Source organism: Flavobacterium galactosi (genome assembly GCF_048158585.1).
In the GTDB taxonomy this organism is placed as follows: domain Bacteria; phylum Bacteroidota; class Bacteroidia; order Flavobacteriales; family Flavobacteriaceae; genus Flavobacterium; species Flavobacterium galactosi.
On sequence record NZ_JBLNKV010000007.1, the window covers coordinates 36,608 to 54,393 of the forward strand.

Here is a 17,786-nt window from a genome sequence, read left to right on the forward strand (position 1 = left end):
TGAATAATAGTATTCATTCGACATGTTTTATATTTAAACATAGCACTTATCCACTAATTATAATTAAATGAAACGATTTTTAATTACACTCTTTTTATGTGGGCTTCTCACAAGCGGATTTTCACAATCTATATCAAAAATGGATAATATTAAAAACCTTCTTGAATTAACAGGCTCGGGAAAATTAGGTGTTCAAGTGGGAGAAAATATGATTATTAGCTTCAAAAAAAGCTATCCTAATGTACCGGTAGAATTTTGGGATAATTTTTTAAAAGAGATGAATTCTGATACTCTAATAAATTTGATTATTCCAATTTATGATAAATATTATACTGAATCGGAAATAAAGCAACTAGCCGAATTTTATCAGTCCTCTTTGGGGAAGAAATTAATATCAATAATGCCTTTAGTACTACAAGAATCAATGCAAGCTGGACAAACCTGGGGAAAAGAGATTGGAGAAAAAGTTTATAATAATCTAAAGGAAAAAGGGTTTGTGGAAAAAGACTAATTACAGCTGTTGAATCCGTATTCAAAGTCTTTGTCACAATTGATTTACCTCAAAAATTAAAATCATAAATCAAATCAAAAGAAAAACTAAAAAATGAATGATTTAGAAGATTTACCTGAAAAAAATAAAATCTTTGAAAGTGATATTTTTATAAAAATATTGACATCTCCAAGAGAAGCTTTCAAGTTTATAAATGATTACAATTACGAAAAACATTTATATATATTATTATTTCTTGCTGGTATGCTTCGATCTTTTGATAGAGCATCAACTAAAAATATGGGAGATAATTATTCCATTTGGGCAATAATCTTAATTAGTATTATTTTTGGAGGCCTATTTGGATGGATTACTTATTATATTTATTCAGCATTGATAAGTTGGTCTGGTAGTTGGTTGAATGGAAAGGGAAATACGGAATCTATATTAAGAATTCTTGCTTATGCTTTGTTTCCTTCTATACTTAGTTTAATTATACTTATTCCTCAAATTGCGATTTATGGCGAAACAATGTTTAAATCGGAAAATGATTTTTATAGCTCAGGATTAGTAGAGAGTGTTATTTATTATGGCTTTTTTATTATCGAACTTATATTAGGGATTTGGTCATTTGTATTATGTGTAATTGGAATATCAGAAGTACAGAAATTATCTATAGGTAAATCTATTTTAAACTTGCTTTTACCTGCAATTTTATTGATTTTTTTCATATTGATTTTAGTTTTACTATTTAAGCTCATAAATTAAAATTCAAAAACTCCCTCCAAACACAATATCTTCGCAAAATAAAAAAGTCTATCATGACGATTTACTTATCAATTAAAAATATAAAATGATACTGGATAAAATTGAAAATTATAAACTTTATTGGAACCTAAGCGAAAGAATCGCTAAAGGATTTGAATTTATTAGAAACACTGATTTAGCTCAAATAGAGTCGGGTAAATATCAAATTGACAATGACGCTGTTTTTGCAATAGTGCAGGAATATGATACAAAGGAAGTAGAAGATTGTAAATTAGAAGGACACATTCAGCATATCGATATCCAATATATTATAAAAGGTGTTGAATTGATGGGAGTTACGACTAAAAAAAATCAAAAAATGATTTTTACTGATGAAGAAAAAGATTATTCATTTTTTGAAGGAGAAACCTCTTTAATTAGAGTAGAAGAAGGAATGTTTACCTTGTTTTTTCCAGATGATCTTCATAGACCTTGTGTAAAAGCGGAACAAATTTCTAAAGTAAAAAAAGTTGTTGTAAAGGTGCGAATTTGATAATACTATCAATTGTGTTCCCCTCCTAAAGATTAAAGAAAAAAACTATAAAATACCTCGTTTGAGTCTTCTTTAGCGAGGTTCTTTTTTTATAAAATTGCCTTTAAAAGAAATTCTAAACAATCAAAATATTTCTTCTACGTTTTCTCATTTCAGAATTTTTATGCAATGATTCCAATCAATTAAATTGTGAATTCCGTTTCAAACGCAATATCTTTGAACACTTAAAAAGTATTAAAAATGACAACTCATCTCGCATTACTTCGTGGTATCAATGTTTCCGGTCACAACATGATAAAAATGGAGGCGCTGAAAACTACTTTGGAAGCTATAGGTTTTCAAAATGTGGTAACCTACATACAATCAGGAAATGTTTTTGTGGATACGGAAGAGGAAAATGCTTCCAAAGTTGGTTTTCAAATCAAGCAGGAAATTTTCAAAGTTTTTGGACATGAGGTGCCTATTGTGGTTATAGGTCCTGCGGATTTAGAAGCCTGTCTCAAGAACAATCCTTTTTTGAAAGAAAAAGATATTGATACTAAGAAGTTATACGTGGCGTTTATTTCTACCGCTTTGCAAAGCAACAGTATAAATGATTTGAAAATTAGTCAGTTTAAACCGGATGAAGCTAGTATTGATGGCAGTAGAATTTTTATTAAATACGCCGTTGGTGCTGGAAAAACACGTTTTGATCAAAAATACATCGAGAAAAAACTGAATGTTACTGCCACAATCCGAAATTGGAATACGGTGACGCAGTTGCTAAAAATGTATGAAGAAAGATAAAAGGACATTAAAAAAGTTAGTTGTAATTGGTACTAATTTGGACTAATTTATTTTAGCATTAAAAAAATAAATAATTATAATTTGACGCAACCTTTTATAATTGGCATCATCTATATTGTAGCTGTAAAAACTGATATATGAAACATTTTACTATTCTTATTGCTTTTCTTTCTGTTTTTAATTCCTGTTCAAAAGATGTTGTAACAACAGATAATACGGGTTATTACGGAAAATGGACTTTGGTTAAAATGTCGGGTTCTATTGCTAATTCAGAAACTACAGGTTCTGCAATGGAATGGCAAGAATTTTATTTGTTCAACTCTAATGGAACATTTACAAAATCCAGAGAAAGAAATATGATTAAAGCAACCATTTCAGGAACATATGCTGCTACAACTGATTCGGACGGAATGTATTTAGAATTGACATATCCCAATGACAGCGAGATTATAGGAAACTGTTATGGAAACCTAAAAGAGGTACTTTATTTTACTGATAAGAACAATTTATCAAGTACTTGGAAAAGCTGTGATGGTCCCGGATTAGAATACAAAAAGTAAATTATAAGTGTATTTTACAACATTTTTCATACCATTTAGTTAGGGTTAATTCTAGAATTATGTGGCACTTCTGAAAAGAGTACTCGAAGTTTTTTAACTTTTATGTGCCCTTTTTCTATGTTTAGACTAAAATTATAAACAATTCTACCCGGAAAAGTTATATATTAAACATGAAATTATTTATATTTACTCCTAATTAACAATATATAAATGTTTTCTGTAGCATTTAAAACCCTAACCTTTAAATAGATGACTTTTAGACTTTCTTTTATCCTCACTGTACTATTTGTTTGTACTTCGATAGCACAAAATGGAACTCCAAACGACTACTTGTCGGCTCAATTTCACAAAGAACGAAGAGAAGCTTTGCGTAAAAAAATGCCAAATAATAGCGTTGCAGTATTTTTTGGAAATCCTGTTCGGAATCGAGCCAATGATGTTGATTATGTGTACCATCAAGATCCTGATTTTTATTACTTAACAGGATACAAAGAACCCAATTGTGTTTTGGTTATTTTTTCGAATAATCAAACGGATAAAGACGGAAAAAACTATAACGAAATTCTTTATGTACAGGAAAAAAATCCAAAAGCGGAGCAGTGGACTGGAATACGCCTGGGAACGGAAGGTGCTAAAAAGGATTTAGGTTTTGAGGTCGCTTTAAATGGAAAAGAGTTTCTAAATTCTGGGATTGATTATATGAGTTTTAACAATGTGCTTTTTAAGGAATTTGAAAATGACACCAGAAATTCAAAACGCGACAAAGCCGATTTGTACAAATTAATTGAAGCTTTTAAAACTCAAATTGGATATGATGTAAAAGCAGAAAAGCAAATAGATTCTAATTTGCAAAATGAAATTAATGCTAAAAAAAGTATTACTACACAAAAAGCAACTACCGATACCAAATCGATTGCAACTTACATGGCGAGTTTGCGGGAGAAAAAATCCAAAGAAGAAATGGTTTTGCTAACTAAAGCCGTTCGAATTTCAGCAATGGGACAACGTGAAATCATGAAAGCGATGCATCCGGGAATGTCTGAAACCGAAATACAAGGTGTCCATGAGTTTGTGTATAAAAAATATGGCAGTGAGTTTGAAGGGTATCCATCAATAGTGGGAGCCGGAAATAATGGTTGTGTATTGCATTATATTGAAAACAGCAAAATGAAGGTGGAAAATGATTTGGTTTTAATGGATTTAGGGGCAGAATATCACGGCTACAGCGCTGATGTAACGCGAACTATTCCTGCAAACGGAAAATTTTCTACTGAGCAAAAGCTAATTTATGATTTAGTCTATGATGCCCAAGAAGCAGGTATTGCTACCGCAAAAACAGGAAATAGCTTTAGTGCTCCGGATGTTGCGGCACGCAAAACAATCAGTGATGGTTTGTTGAAATTAGGAATTACTAAAACGGCAGATGAATCTCGAAAATATTTTCCGCATGGGACTTCGCATCACATTGGGTTAGATGTTCATAATCCAGGTTTGTATAATAATTTTGAGGAAAATATGGTGGTCACAGTCGAACCTGGAATTTATATTCCGAAAGGAAGCGATTGTGATAAAAAATGGTGGGGAATTGCCGTACGAATCGAAGATGATATTTTAATTACAGCTAATGGTCCAGTTAATTTATCTTTAGAAGCACCTAGAAAATCAAATGAAATTGAAGCGCTTATGAAAGAAAAAAGTGTTTTTGATAGTTTTTCTTTACCAAAATTGGATTAAAAATTTTTTAATCATTATCTAATAAAAAACTCCGATGTCTCAAGACTTCGGAGTTTTTTATTGGACTCAAATTATACTTTAAATCGATGCACTTAGTTCCTAAAAAAAATGCCGCGAATTTCACGAATTACCACTAATTAATTTGTGGCTAATATTTGGTCTGCAACCGTGTAGATTTTAAGTCTTCCTCCCAAAACTACGAACTTTTAGTCCATAAGTTTAATTAAAATTACTTAGCTACTAAATCACAATACCAAAACCCGAAATCAAATGCATCGGAAGCACTCGTGTCGCAAGCGGTATTTGAGGAATCTTCCTCTTTTGGTTTTTCGTATTTTCTATAAACAACTTCGCCAATTTCAAAATCTATGGATTCAGAGAATATAGGACCATCAAAAGTAAAGGTGTGAAATTCGCCATTTTCTCCGCAAACATCCACGTTTTCAGGTAAATCGTTGATAAAATCCTGATCGATAACACGACCTACAAAGCTTTTGTCAAGAAACCGTTCGTTTACACAAACGACAATCGTTTTGAAACCCAGACTTATAAATTCTTGAATCAAATCTTGTGTTGGAATTTTCCAAAGCGGGAAAACGCCTTTGAATCCTATTTCGGCTAATTTGTCTTCTCGGTATTTACGTAAATCTTCCAGAAATATATCTCCAAAAATAGAATGCGTAATACCTTGGTCTTTTAGTTTTGTCAATGTTTCCTGCATAACTTTTTCATAGACTTCCATCGTGGGCATTTCTGGAATTTGCATAATTTCAAGCGGTAATCCAATACTTTTTGCTTGCTGTTCCAATAATTCTACTCGAACACCATGCATGGAAATACGTTGGAATTGTTGATTTACGCTGGTAAGTAAACAGCTAATTTCGAATTCTGAATTTTGTAATGTTTTATATAAAGCAAGCGCAGAATCTTTTCCGCTGCTCCAATTAAATAGGGCTTTCTTTTTCAATGGGATTTTCTTGAGGTTTTTCAGGGGGTAAACTTACAAAATTTGTACTATTAGTTTGGTAAACCTTTGTAACTTTGAAAATCTTAGTTTAATCTTTGCAATCAATGAAATACCTTTTCCTCTTACTATCCACAATAACATTCGCCCAACAGACGCAATTTGTTGATTTTAAATCGGTTTTAGGAAAAATTGCTGTTAATCCAATTGAAAAAACAGTTTCTGGAGATGTTGATTATGATTTTGAAGTTTTGATAGCCATTGATACCATTAAAATTGATGCGCAAAGCATGGAATTTTCTAATTTGAAACTGAACGGGAAACCTATCAATTTTAGCAACACACAAAAACAATTGCAAATTATTTTTCCATTTAAAAAAGGAAAAAATAGTCTGACTTTTCATTATTTGGCTAAGCCAAAACAAACCATGTATTTCATAGGATCTGAAACAAATGATAATCAGCAAATTTGGACACAGGGACAAGGGAAATATACCAGTCATTGGTTTCCAAGTTTTGATGATGGGAATGAAAAAGTGGTTTTCAATTTGAATATTGTATATAATAAAGACTATCAAGTACTTTCAAATGGAGTTTTGAAATTTAAGTCGGAACTCAATGGACTTTCGGTTTGGCAATACCAAATGCAAAAACCGATGAGTTCTTATTTACTGATGCTCGCCATCGGGAAATTTGAAAAACAAACTCAGAAATCAAATTCGGGAATTCCTTTAGAAATGTATTATGAACAAAAAGATAAATCTAAATTTGAAGCGACCTATCGGTATTCAAAGCAATTATTTGATTTTTTGGAAAAGGAAATAGGAGTGAAGTATCCTTGGGAAATTTATAAACAAGCTCCCGTTCGTGATTTCTTGTATGCCGGTATGGAAAATACGTCGGCAACTTTATTCTCCACGCGATATGTGGTAGATTCAACTGGTTTTGAAGACCGAAGTTATACGAATGTGAATGCACATGAATTGGCGCACCAATGGTTTGGTAATTTAGTCACTGCCGAAAGTAGTAAGCAGCATTGGCTTCAGGAAGGTTTTGCTACCTACTATGCCTTATTAGCCGAAAAGGAAATTTATGGGGAAGATTATTTTTATTCCAAATTATATGAATCGGCACAACAATTAAAGTTTGCTTCCAGAACCGATACAATTCCAGTTTTGAACGCCAAAGCCAGTTCGTTGACTTTCTATCAAAAAGGCGCTTGGGCATTGCATGTTTTACACGAAGCAATAGGCAAAAAGGCTTTTAAAAAAGCAGTAAAATGTTATTTGAAAAAACATTCGTTTCAAACGGTAAATACACAAGATTTCTTTGCTGAAATTAAAAAATTGTCACATTATGACTTGAATAGTTTTAGTAAAGTATGGCTTGAAATAACTGTTTTTAATACACAACAAGCTAATGCGTTATTAAATAAAAATAAGGCAATTCAAATATTATTTGAAGTAGAAAAATTAAGAAATAAACCGTTATTAGAGAAAGAATATTTTTTTGCTGAAACATTACAATCTGATGTTTATTTTACGGTTAAAGAAGCAATAGTCAATCAATTAAAAGAAGTTAAATTTGAAGGTAAAGTCGCACTTTTAAGCTTGGCTTTGGAAACCAAAAACATACAAGTTCGTCAAGCGGTTGCTGCTACACTAAATGAAATTCCGGAAAATTTTAGAACACAATATGAAACTTTATTAGATGATAAATCCTATCAAACACAAGAAATAGCATTCTATAATTTATGGAATAATTTTCCGGAACAACGCGCTAGATATTTGGATAAATCAAAAGATTGGATTGGTTTTAGTGATTACAATCTGCGTACTTTATGGTTGTCGTTAGCATTGTCAACACCCAATTATTCAATAAATAAAGAACAATTGATAGATGAATTAATTAATTATTCATCGTCTAATTATGAAGCAACCATCTGTCAAGATGCTTTAGAGAAACTGCTTGCTTTTAATATTATCAATGATGAAGTATTGAAAAATTTGGTAAAAGCAACAACACATCATATGTGGCAATTTTCGAAATTTGGAAGAGATAACATTAGAAGATTATTGAAGAATGCGACGATGAGAGCTTCTTTCGAAAGAATTTTACCGAATTTAGATGAAAGCGAACAATTTCAATTAAATCGATTATTGAGAGAATAGCAATTAAACATAGAATTTTGTCTACTATTTTTTAACTTAAATGAACTTATATTCCTTATATGGTTTGTATTTATAACCATATAAGGAATATAAGTTCATTTAAGAAATGGTCTTATTATTGAGTTTTGTTAGAGTAAAACAAATTAATATTCTACCACAATTGCCCCACTTCGTTTTTGATATAAGCTAAAGCCGCATTACTTGGAGATTGTTTTTCCATTAAATCATTTAAAAGTACTTCACGCAATTTATCAGCACTGTCGACACGATCACTCATGTTGGCCTTACGAATCATTTGAATGGTAGTATTTTTAGCTGTCACAATAATGGTCCAACATTCATCAGACATATAAATTTGTTGTGTCAAATTATGTTCAAACTCCTGTTCGATTTGGGCAATTATAAGATTTTCATAATCATTTTTATCTTGTGAAAGAGGAGCAATTCGAATCAATAATTTTGTAGGATTGATGCGTTCCATATACAACGTCATGCGCTCAAAAGCTTGTAAGCGTAAGGGCAAAGCGTTTTTTTGTGCTTCTTTGTTTAATAAATAACGGCGTCTTCCTTCTTCGTTTTTGGTATGAAGATCAAAAAAATAATAGGCCACAACCCCTGTAACAACTGCCGGTAAAGTATAACTTAATAATTCTATGATTGGTATTGATTCCATTTTGCTTTTAAGATTTATAGAAGCAAAAATATACTTTTTTGATTATAAATCAACTTGATTTTATTAGCAATAAATCAATTCGAATAGTATTTTTACCATTTAGACCTGAATATTTAATATCGATTATTAGAATGGAAACTTATGTATTGGTTTTACTTTGTTTAGCCGCTTTTGCTGCAGGATTTATAGATGCGATTGTAGGCGGTGGCGGACTAATACAAACGCCCATGGGTTTGATATTGTTGCCTAATTTGCCAGTTTCAACAGTTATTGGAACCTTAAAAGTTCCTGCTTTTAGCGGTACTTCTTTTGCAGCCTATCAATATCTTAAAAAGGTCGATATGAACTGGAAATTGCTTGGGATCATGATGCTTTTAGCTTTTCCTTCGGCATTTTTAGGCTCTACATTATTGACGTATGTGAGTAATGATTTTATGAAACCATTATTGCTGGTTGTTCTTTCATTTTTAGTCGTTTATACCTACGCAAAGAAGAATTTTGGGCAACATATTGAAAAAACGCATTCGCCCAAAACACAAATTTTAAATGCGATTGCAATCAGTTTTATAGTGGGTTTGTACGATGGATTTATTGGTCCTGGAACGGGTAGTTTTCTGGTTGTGGCATTTATCGCTATCATGGGATTTGATTTTTTGCACGCTTCCGCAAATGCTAAAATGGTGAATCTGTCGACTAACTTTGGTTCCATTTGTTTGTTTATTTTGAAAGGTAAAATTATTTGGGCAATAGCCATACCGATGGCGGCCAGTAATGCTTTTGGCGGATGGATTGGAGCAAAATTAGCCATAAATAAAGGAAATAGGTTCATTCGGATTTTCTTTTTGGTGGTTGTAATCGGTACATTAATTCGATTTGCCTACGATGTGTTTTTCAAATAATAAATACAAGAATGTCATATTAAAATGAATAGCAAAATGAATTCACCAATTGTTATTTTTTGGCACTTAAAACCTCATTCAAAATCGCTATTTTTGCATAATATAATTTAAAAATTTCCATGCATAAATATATCGATCAACTTAACGAAGCGCAACGCGAACCCGTTTTACAAAAAGACGGTCCTATGATAATTATTGCAGGAGCAGGTTCTGGTAAAACGCGGGTGTTGACCATAAGAATTGCTTATTTGATGAATCAGGGAGTAGATGCGTTTAGCATTCTGTCTTTGACTTTTACCAACAAAGCAGCTCGAGAAATGAAAAAACGTATCTCGGATATTGTAGGTGCCGGCGAAGCTAAAAATCTTTGGATGGGAACCTTTCACTCGGTTTTTGCTCGAATTCTTCGTTCAGAAGCGGAACATTTAGGCTATCCTTCGAATTTTACCATATATGATTCTCAAGATTCACTTCGTGCCATTTCTGGAATTATCAAGGAAATGCAATTGGACAGAGATGTATACAAACCAAAACAGGTTTTGAGCAGGATTTCCAATTTCAAAAATAGTTTGATTACCGTTAAAGCCTATTTCAATGATCCTGATTTGCAAGAAGCCGATGCCATGTCTAAAAAACCTCGAATGGGGGAAATTTATCAAAATTATGTAGATCGATGTTTCAAAGCAGGAGCAATGGATTTTGATGATTTGCTATTGAAAACCAATGAGCTGTTGACTCGTTTTCCTGAAGTTTTGGCTAAATATCAAAACCGTTTTCGTTACATTTTGGTTGATGAGTACCAAGATACAAATCACTCTCAATATTTGATTGTTAGAGCATTATCAGATAAATTTCAGAATATCTGCGTGGTAGGTGATGATGCACAAAGTATCTATGCATTTCGTGGGGCAAATATCAATAATATCCTTAATTTCCAGAAAGATTATGAAGGGGTGAAAACCTTTCGATTGGAACAAAATTACCGTTCTACAAAAAATATTGTGGAAGCAGCAAATACCATTATCGATAAAAATAAAGTCAAGCTGGATAAAATAGTTTGGACAGCCAATGATTTTGGTCCAAAAATAAAAGTGCACCGCAGTTTAACAGATAACGAGGAAGGCCGATTTGTAGCTAGTACCATTTGGGAGCAAAAAATGCAAAACCAGTTACCTAATGGAGCTTTTGCCATTTTGTATCGTACCAATGCGCAGTCTCGTGCGATGGAAGATGCGTTGAGAAAAAGAGATATTCCGTATCGAATTTATGGCGGACTTTCCTTTTATCAAAGAAAAGAAGTGAAGGATGTGTTGTGTTATTTGCGATTGGTTATCAATCCAAAAGATGAGGAAGCATTGGTTCGAGTAATCAATTATCCAGCTCGTGGAATTGGAAATACAACTATTGAGAAATTAACCATTGCGGCCAATCATTATAAGCGTTCTATTTTTGAAGTGATGCAAAATATTGAGCGAATTGACTTAAAACTGAATTCGGGAACGAAACAAAAACTACTTGATTTTGTCACTATGATTCAAAGTTTTCAAGCCATAAATGAAAATCAGGATGCCTTTTATCTTGCTGATCATGTTGCTAAAAAAACGGGATTAGTTCAAGAATTAAAGAAAGATGCAACTCCGGAAGGAATGGCTAAAATCCAGAATATTGAGGAATTATTAAACGGTATCAAGGATTTTACAGAAGGGCAAAAAGAAGTTGACGGAGCTCGAGGTGCATTATCTGAGTTTATGGAGGATGTGGCCTTAGCGACGGATTTAGATAAAGATACCAGTGACGAAGATCGTGTAGCATTGATGACCATTCACTTGGCTAAAGGATTAGAATTCCCTCATGTTTTTGTGGTAGGAATGGAAGAGGATTTATTTCCGAGTGCCATGAGTATGAGTACCAGAAGCGAACTGGAAGAAGAACGTCGCTTATTTTATGTAGCTTTAACAAGAGCGGAACATCAAGCCTATTTGACTTACGCACAATCTCGTTACCGTTGGGGAAAATTAACTGATAGCGAACCTTCACGTTTTATTGAAGAAATCGACAGTCAGTATCTAGAATATATGACTCCTCCTGAAAATAATTACCGTTATAAACCAATGATTGACAGTGATATTTTTGGTGATGTGGATAAATCCAAATTGCGTTTGGCAAAACCAATAGGAAGTACACCTCCAAAACAGGTTACCGATAACGAACCTAAACCGGATATAAATATTCGTAAATTGAAGCCAGTTACTAGTAATTCCGTTTCTTCTGGAAGTGCGAATCTATTTGATAATAAACTGGTTGCAGGAAATGTGGTTATGCACGAGCGTTTTGGTAAAGGACAAGTCATCAACTTAGAAGGTGTTGGCGCTGATAAAAAAGCCGAAATCAAGTTTGAAATCGGCGGAATCAAGAAATTATTGTTACGATTTGCAAAATTGGATATTATCGGATAAAAATTTGTTTCAAGTTTAAGGTTTAAAGTTGTCTGTTTAGAAGAACTTTAAACTTTAAACATTTTAACTTTAAACTAAAACTATGGCTCAATTTATAAAAATATACTCAGAGAAACCCAACGAAGCGGCAATTTCCAAAGTAGTTAAGGTTTTAAAAGATGGTGGTTTAGTAATTTATCCAACAGATACCGTTTATGGATTAGGATGTGATATTACGAATACAAAAGCCCTAGAACGTATTGCCAAGATAAAAGGAATTAAATTGGACAAGGCTAATTTTTCATTTGTTTGTCACGATTTGAGTAATTTATCTGATTATGTGAAACAAATTGATACAGCAACTTTTAAACTATTAAAAAGAGCTTTGCCAGGACCTTATACCTTTATTTTACCAGGCAATAATAACTTACCAAAAGAATTCAAAAAGAAAATAACAGTCGGAATTCGGGTTCCTGATAATTCAATTGCACTTGAAATTGTACGTCAATTAGGCAATCCAATTGTTTCTACTTCGATTCATGACGATGATGATGTAATAGAATATACAACTGATCCAGAGCTCATTTTCGAGAAATGGCAAAACCTTGTTGACTTGGTTATCGATGGGGGTTATGGTGACAATATGGGATCTACCATTATTGATTTGTCTGGTGATGAACCTATTGTAGTAAGAGAAGGAAAAGGAAGTTTGGATATTTTGTAAGAATAAGTCTTGCATTGTTTAGGATAATAGAAAATGGTTTGGTTAATTAGCAAATAATTTAACCAAACCATTTTTTTATTTTATGAAAAAAAATATTCTTTTATTATTCTTATTTTCTTCTATTGCTACATTCTCACAAAACACATTAAAAGGAAAAATTTCGGTTAAAGATAATATTCCGTTAGAAGGTGTAAATATTTATTTTGATGGAACTACAATTTCCACGATTTCTGATTCGAATGGAAATTTTACTATTAAGTATGAGCCTAATGCTAATAATATTTTAGTAATTAGCTCGATGGGTTATCAAACCGAATACCTTACAAGTTTGGATGTTGCTAAACCATTAAATGTTACTATGTCGGTTTCGAAAAACGAACTTAAAGAAGTTGTGATCACAACAAATGAATTATTTACCAGAGAGCAGAAATTAAAAATATTTAGAGAATATTTTTTAGGTAAAACAAATAATACAAAATCGACCATTATAAAAAATGAATCGGATCTTCGTTTTAAATATGATAAAGAGAAACTAATTTTTACAGCTTCATCAGATAAACCTTTGACGATTGTAAATGCTTCTTTAGGATATAAAATTGATTTTGAATTAGTAGTTTTTGAAGTTACTTTTAATAAATTAAGCATTAATTCTAATCACGTTATAAAAAACTTTTATGGAGGTGTAAGCAGATTTGAAGATATTGATAATTCAGTCGCTGTTCTGGAAAGAAGAGAAAAAACGTATCAGGGATCTCAAATTCAGTTTTTTAGAAATTTTGCTAAAAAAGATTGGGGGAAAAATAAATTTTTATTGTTTTATGGCGATAACAATATGGATCCGCTTAAATGTTTTAGAATTATTGAAAAAGAAGATTTTGTAAAAGTTGAAATTTTACCACAACCAAAAGGTGAAATTCAAAATGAAAATATTAAAGATATCGTAGCTTCTTACAACATAGCTTTTAATAGAATCGAAGAATCTAAGATTACTTTTCAGACAGATAGTTTTTATATTTATAAGTACGGAAATAATTCTAATATAGAAAGTATATTATTTTCAGGTAAAATTTCGGAAAAGAAAGTAGGTGATATGTTGCCGCTTAATTATGGTATAAAGTAATTTTTTTATTTTATAATGCTATTGCCCAACAAATGATATGGCCTATTTGTAAAAAAGTTAAATCATATAAAACTTAAAAACAAATAACTTTAGATTAGAAATTTAGTTATTTAAAAATACTATTCTTAATTTATATTTAATTGGTTATTAAAAAGGTAGGGATATAAAAAAGCAGGTCAATTGACCTGCTTTTTCTCTGTAATAAAGTATTTAAAACCTTAAATTATTTTTGTTGTTTTTTCATTTCTTTTTCAATCATTTCATAAAACTGATCGATTTTAGGCAATACAACGATACGAGTTCTTCTGTTACGAGCTCTATTTTCAGCTGAATCATTAGCAACTAAAGGAACGTAAGAACTTCTTCCTGCAGCAATTAATTGTTCTGGCTTAACACCTAATTGATTTGTCAATACACGAATGATAGAAGTTGAACGTTTCACACTTAAATCCCAATTGTCAAGTAAAACACCGTTTCCAATATAAGGAACGCTATCAGTATGTCCTTCAACCATACATTCAAAATCTGGCTTGTCATTAACAACCTTAGCAACCTTAGCCAATACTGCTTTTGCTTTGTCAGTTACATCATAACTTCCAGTTTTAAATAATAATTTGTCTGCAATAGAGATAAATACAACTCCTTTTTCAACATTTATTTCAATATCTGGATCAGAAATTCCAACAGCACTTTTTAAACTAGTAACAACAGCAAGTGTAACACTGTCTTTCTTAGTTAATGCATCTTGCATTCTACTGATTTTCAAATCTTTTTCTTTGATAGATTCTAAAGCTTTCTCAATATTTTCAGCCCCTTTAGTGGTCAATACCGTCATATCTTTAGACGTACTGATCAGTGTTTGATTGTGTTCTTTTAAACCGGCTACAGTTGCAGAAAGTCCCGCTTTTTCTTCCAAGCAAGAATTTAATTTTACAGTAGCAGAATTCAATAAATCTTGGGTTTCTTTGTTTCTGGCTTCTAAATCGGCGTATTTCTTTTTAGAAACACAAGAAGTTAAAACAGCTAATACTGATAACGCAATTACTATTTTTCTCATAATTTTTTTTTAAAGATTTGATTTGTAAATTTAGTTTTTAAAAGTTAGAAATTATACATAAATTAATGTTAAAATTATTTAGCAAAAACCTTGCCACTGTTGATGTAATAGGAGTAAACGATACTTTTTGTGTTGTAGTACTTTTCGGTTTGAAATTTGTTTCTTTTTTTTAAATTACTTGAAAATAATTTGTAAAAGGAACCATGTGCCTTTAGTATCGCTAGAAAATGGCTGAATTTGCCTTGTGAAAGAAAATGCAATCCGGCAACTCCGTCCAAAATCATTCTGCAAAACAGAATCCAGTACAATTTATCTTTAGGTAAATTTTTAGTTAACATTAATAAGGAATTTCTAAAATTCAAATATGTTTTCTTTGGATTTCCTTGCTGCAAAGTGGCTCCGCCAACATGATAAACAACCGATTCTGAATTGTATTTTATTTTATATCCTTTATTGGTTGCACGCCAGCACAAATCAATTTCTTCCTGATGGGCAAAAAAATCGGCATCAAAACCTTTTAATTCCTTATAAACCAAGCTTCGTATAAAAAAACAAGCTCCTGAAGCCCAGAATATTTCACAGTTATCATTGTATTGTCCGTAATCTTTTTCTAAAGTATCAAAAATACGTCCACGACAATACGGATAACCATATTGGTCTATAAATCCTCCCGCAGCACCAGCATATTCAAAGTATTCTTTACGCTTAAAATCTAATATTTTAGGCTGGATAATGGCAGTTTCGGCTTCGTTTTCGAAAGTTTTAAGGATAGGCTGTAGCCAATTTTTAGTAACTTCAACGTCGGAATTGACTAAAGCGTAAATTTCTGCATCAATATGTTTCAATGCTTCATTATAACCGTCTGCAAAACCTAAATTACTATCGTTTTTTACAATTTTGACAGAAGGAAAATTAGCCAATACAAATGAAATGGAATCATCTGTTGAAGCATTATCGGCAATATATATAGTAGCTTCAGGTGAATATTGTACTATCGAAGGTAAAAATTGTTCTAATAATTGTACTCCGTTCCAATTGAGTATGACAACAGCTATTTCCATTTAAATTATTTGATTATTGGATTTCATACATTGGTAATTCAGGTAAAAATTGATATTTTTCATTTTCAAAATCCATTTTGCAAAAGTAATGATTCAATCCATTAGTCACCATCAAAAATTGGGCTTGCATCGTCATATTATAACGGGCAATTTGGTCAAAAGTCGCTTGTGCAATTTTTATTTCGGGGGCCTTGCATTCGATTAAAATGAAAATAGAACCATCAGGATTGAAAACAACAACGTCATATCTTTTACGCAAGCCATTGACTTTTAGAATTTTTTCTACATTTATCAATGATTTAGGGTATTTTTTTTCTTCCAATAAAAACTGGATTACATGCTGACGAACCCATTCTTCGGGAGTAAGAATGATAAATTTTTTCCTTATTTCATCAAAAATTGAGACTTTATTTTCGCTATTTTTGAACCGAAAGTTATAAAGTTGAAAATTTAGTTTTTGCATAAAGCAAAAGTATTAAATAAGTTTAAAATTTAAAGTTTAAAGTTTCATTCGAAGCAACAAACTTTAAACTTCAAACTTTAAACAAAAAGAAATGGACGAGGTTGTAAAAATTGTAAATGATATTAAAAGCGGCAACATTAAACCCATCTATTTTTTGATGGGAGAAGAGCCTTATTATATTGATAAATTATCTGATTACATAGAAGAAAAAGTATTAACTGAAGAAGAAAAAGGCTTTAATCAAACCGTTTTATACGGAAGGGATGTTTCAATCGAAGATATTGTTTCAACAGCGAAACGGTATCCAATGATGGCAGAACGCCAAGTTGTGATTGTAAAAGAAGCACAAGATTTGATTCGGACGATTGATAAACTGGAAAGTTATGCTGAAAACCCAATGTCATCAACCGTTTTGGTTTTTTGTTACAAATATAAAACGTTGGATAAACGAAAAAAACTAACAAAACTATTAGCGAAGCATGGTGTCGTTTATGAGAGTAAAAAATTGTATGAAAACCAAGTAGGCGAGTGGATTAAACGCGTTTTGGCTGGGAAAAAATATTCGATTGAACCTAAAGCAAATGCGATGCTAGTGGAGTTTTTAGGGACGGATTTAAGCAAAATAAACAACGAACTGGAAAAATTACAGATAATCCTGCCTGCTGGAAGTACAATAACTCCAAAACATATTGAGGAAAATATAGGTTTCAGTAAAGATTTTAATGTATTTGAATTACGCAAAGCATTAGGAGAGCGCAACCAGTTAAAAGCATATACAATTGCCGAAAATTTTGCCCAAAATCCAAAAGACAATCCCATGGTGGTTACTACGAGTTTGGTTTTTGGTTTTTTTATTCAATTACTGAAATACCATGGGTTAAAAGACAGAAACTCTAAAAATGTTGCTGCGGTATTAGGCGTAAATCCGTTTTTTTTGAAAGAATATGATGTGGCTTTGAAGAATTATCCCATGAAAAAAGTAAGTCAAATTGTAGGGGCTTTAAGAGATATTGATGTAAAAAGTAAAGGTGTTGGTGCTAACGCATTGTCACAATCGGATTTATTAAGAGAAATGCTTTATAAAATATTTAATTAGCGACTAAAATTACCGATATTTGCACTCCGAAACTTCGGCATAAAACATAATTTACCTAAATATGGGAATGAATAAAAATACTATCTTAGGTTGGGCTACTTTAATAATGATTATAATGGGTTTGTTGCTTATAGCATTAGGCGCTTTCAGATATGATGATGTAGCCGGTTGGGGATTTGCAGCCGTAGGCGTTGGTTTTTTGGCTAATGCATGGGTTTTTAGTTCGCTTAAAGGCAGACTTTAATAATTATTT

General features: G+C 32.0%; 18 protein-coding genes. 13 read left to right on the forward strand and 5 right to left on the reverse strand.

Annotation, left to right across the window (positions count from 1 at the left end; translation table 11 throughout):
- Positions 1-67: 67 nt before the first annotated feature.
- The 6 genes from ACM55M_RS15000 (at position 68) to ACM55M_RS15025 (ending at position 4,870) form a co-directional block, all read left to right on the forward strand.
- On the forward strand, positions 68-511 hold the full coding sequence (locus ACM55M_RS15000; RefSeq protein ID WP_416858464.1) for a DUF2059 domain-containing protein: 444 nt from the start codon (positions 68-70) through the stop codon (positions 509-511).
- A gap of 93 nt (positions 512-604) precedes the next feature.
- Positions 605-1,258, forward strand: coding sequence for a Yip1 family protein (locus ACM55M_RS15005; protein WP_416858465.1), 654 nt, complete (start codon positions 605-607; stop codon positions 1,256-1,258).
- Positions 1,259-1,343: 85 nt separating this feature from the next.
- Entirely contained in the window at positions 1,344-1,790 is a 447-nt protein-coding gene (locus ACM55M_RS15010) for a NanQ anomerase/TabA/YiaL family protein (protein ID WP_416858466.1), read from the forward strand.
- A 240-nt stretch (positions 1,791-2,030) separates the two neighbouring features.
- Positions 2,031-2,576, forward strand: a complete 546-nt coding sequence (locus tag ACM55M_RS15015; protein WP_416858467.1) for a DUF1697 domain-containing protein — start codon at positions 2,031-2,033, stop codon at positions 2,574-2,576.
- Between the two features lie 137 nt (positions 2,577-2,713).
- The gene (locus ACM55M_RS15020) at positions 2,714-3,136 is read left to right on the forward strand and encodes a hypothetical protein (RefSeq protein ID WP_416858468.1); all 423 of its coding nucleotides are present in this window, start codon (positions 2,714-2,716) and stop codon (positions 3,134-3,136) included.
- A 249-nt stretch (positions 3,137-3,385) separates the two neighbouring features.
- The gene (locus ACM55M_RS15025; RefSeq protein ID WP_416858469.1) at positions 3,386-4,870 is read left to right on the forward strand and encodes an aminopeptidase P N-terminal domain-containing protein; all 1,485 of its coding nucleotides are present in this window, start codon (positions 3,386-3,388) and stop codon (positions 4,868-4,870) included.
- A 229-nt stretch (positions 4,871-5,099) separates the two neighbouring features.
- Here ACM55M_RS15025 and ACM55M_RS15030 read toward each other — a convergent pair whose 3' ends face one another.
- On the reverse strand, positions 5,100-5,837 hold the full coding sequence (locus ACM55M_RS15030; RefSeq protein WP_416858470.1) for a Dph6-related ATP pyrophosphatase: 738 nt from the start codon (positions 5,835-5,837) through the stop codon (positions 5,100-5,102).
- A gap of 104 nt (positions 5,838-5,941) precedes the next feature.
- On the opposite strand from ACM55M_RS15030, the gene ACM55M_RS15035 reads away from it, so the two are divergent.
- Positions 5,942-8,005 (forward strand): M1 family metallopeptidase, encoded by a 2,064-nt coding sequence (locus ACM55M_RS15035; protein ID WP_416858471.1) that lies wholly within the window; start codon positions 5,942-5,944, stop codon positions 8,003-8,005.
- A gap of 151 nt (positions 8,006-8,156) precedes the next feature.
- Here ACM55M_RS15035 and ACM55M_RS15040 read toward each other — a convergent pair whose 3' ends face one another.
- Entirely contained in the window at positions 8,157-8,678 is a 522-nt protein-coding gene (locus ACM55M_RS15040) for a DUF7935 family protein (RefSeq protein WP_416858472.1), read from the reverse strand.
- Positions 8,679-8,809: 131 nt separating this feature from the next.
- Between ACM55M_RS15040 and ACM55M_RS15045 the strand changes: the two genes are divergently transcribed.
- The 4 genes from ACM55M_RS15045 to ACM55M_RS15060 all read left to right on the forward strand — a co-directional run bounded on the left by ACM55M_RS15045 (position 8,810) and on the right by ACM55M_RS15060 (position 13,856).
- Complete coding sequence (locus tag ACM55M_RS15045; protein ID WP_416858473.1) at positions 8,810-9,577, forward strand: sulfite exporter TauE/SafE family protein; 768 nt, start codon at positions 8,810-8,812, stop codon at positions 9,575-9,577.
- A 119-nt stretch (positions 9,578-9,696) separates the two neighbouring features.
- Positions 9,697-12,033, forward strand: a complete 2,337-nt coding sequence (locus ACM55M_RS15050) for an ATP-dependent helicase (RefSeq protein ID WP_416858474.1) — start codon at positions 9,697-9,699, stop codon at positions 12,031-12,033.
- Between the two features lie 82 nt (positions 12,034-12,115).
- Positions 12,116-12,736, forward strand: coding sequence for an L-threonylcarbamoyladenylate synthase (locus tag ACM55M_RS15055; protein ID WP_416858475.1), 621 nt, complete (start codon positions 12,116-12,118; stop codon positions 12,734-12,736).
- An 82-nt stretch (positions 12,737-12,818) separates the two neighbouring features.
- Positions 12,819-13,856, forward strand: a complete 1,038-nt coding sequence (locus ACM55M_RS15060) for a carboxypeptidase-like regulatory domain-containing protein (protein WP_416858476.1) — start codon at positions 12,819-12,821, stop codon at positions 13,854-13,856.
- Between the two features lie 223 nt (positions 13,857-14,079).
- Here the strand turns inward: ACM55M_RS15060 and ACM55M_RS15065 are convergent, their stop codons facing one another.
- From ACM55M_RS15065 to ACM55M_RS15075, 3 genes are all read right to left on the reverse strand, one after another.
- On the reverse strand, positions 14,080-14,913 hold the full coding sequence (locus tag ACM55M_RS15065) for an OmpA/MotB family protein (protein WP_416858477.1): 834 nt from the start codon (positions 14,911-14,913) through the stop codon (positions 14,080-14,082).
- A 74-nt stretch (positions 14,914-14,987) separates the two neighbouring features.
- Positions 14,988-15,974, reverse strand: a complete 987-nt coding sequence (locus ACM55M_RS15070) for a glycosyltransferase family 2 protein (protein WP_416858478.1) — start codon at positions 15,972-15,974, stop codon at positions 14,988-14,990.
- Between the two features lie 13 nt (positions 15,975-15,987).
- A complete protein-coding gene (locus ACM55M_RS15075) occupies positions 15,988-16,437 on the reverse strand; it encodes a type I restriction enzyme HsdR N-terminal domain-containing protein (RefSeq protein ID WP_416858479.1) in 450 nt (149 codons plus the stop codon).
- 91 nt (positions 16,438-16,528) lie between these two features.
- Here ACM55M_RS15075 and holA point away from each other — a divergent pair, with 91 nt between their 5' ends.
- Positions 16,529-17,533 carry a DNA polymerase III subunit delta gene (gene holA / locus ACM55M_RS15080; RefSeq protein ID WP_416858480.1) on the forward strand — a complete coding sequence of 335 codons (1,005 nt, stop codon included), beginning with the start codon at positions 16,529-16,531 and terminating at the stop codon, positions 17,531-17,533.
- A gap of 61 nt (positions 17,534-17,594) precedes the next feature.
- Positions 17,595-17,777 carry a CAL67264 family membrane protein gene (locus tag ACM55M_RS15085; RefSeq protein WP_416858481.1) on the forward strand — a complete coding sequence of 61 codons (183 nt, stop codon included), beginning with the start codon at positions 17,595-17,597 and terminating at the stop codon, positions 17,775-17,777.
- Positions 17,778-17,786 lie beyond the last annotated feature (9 nt).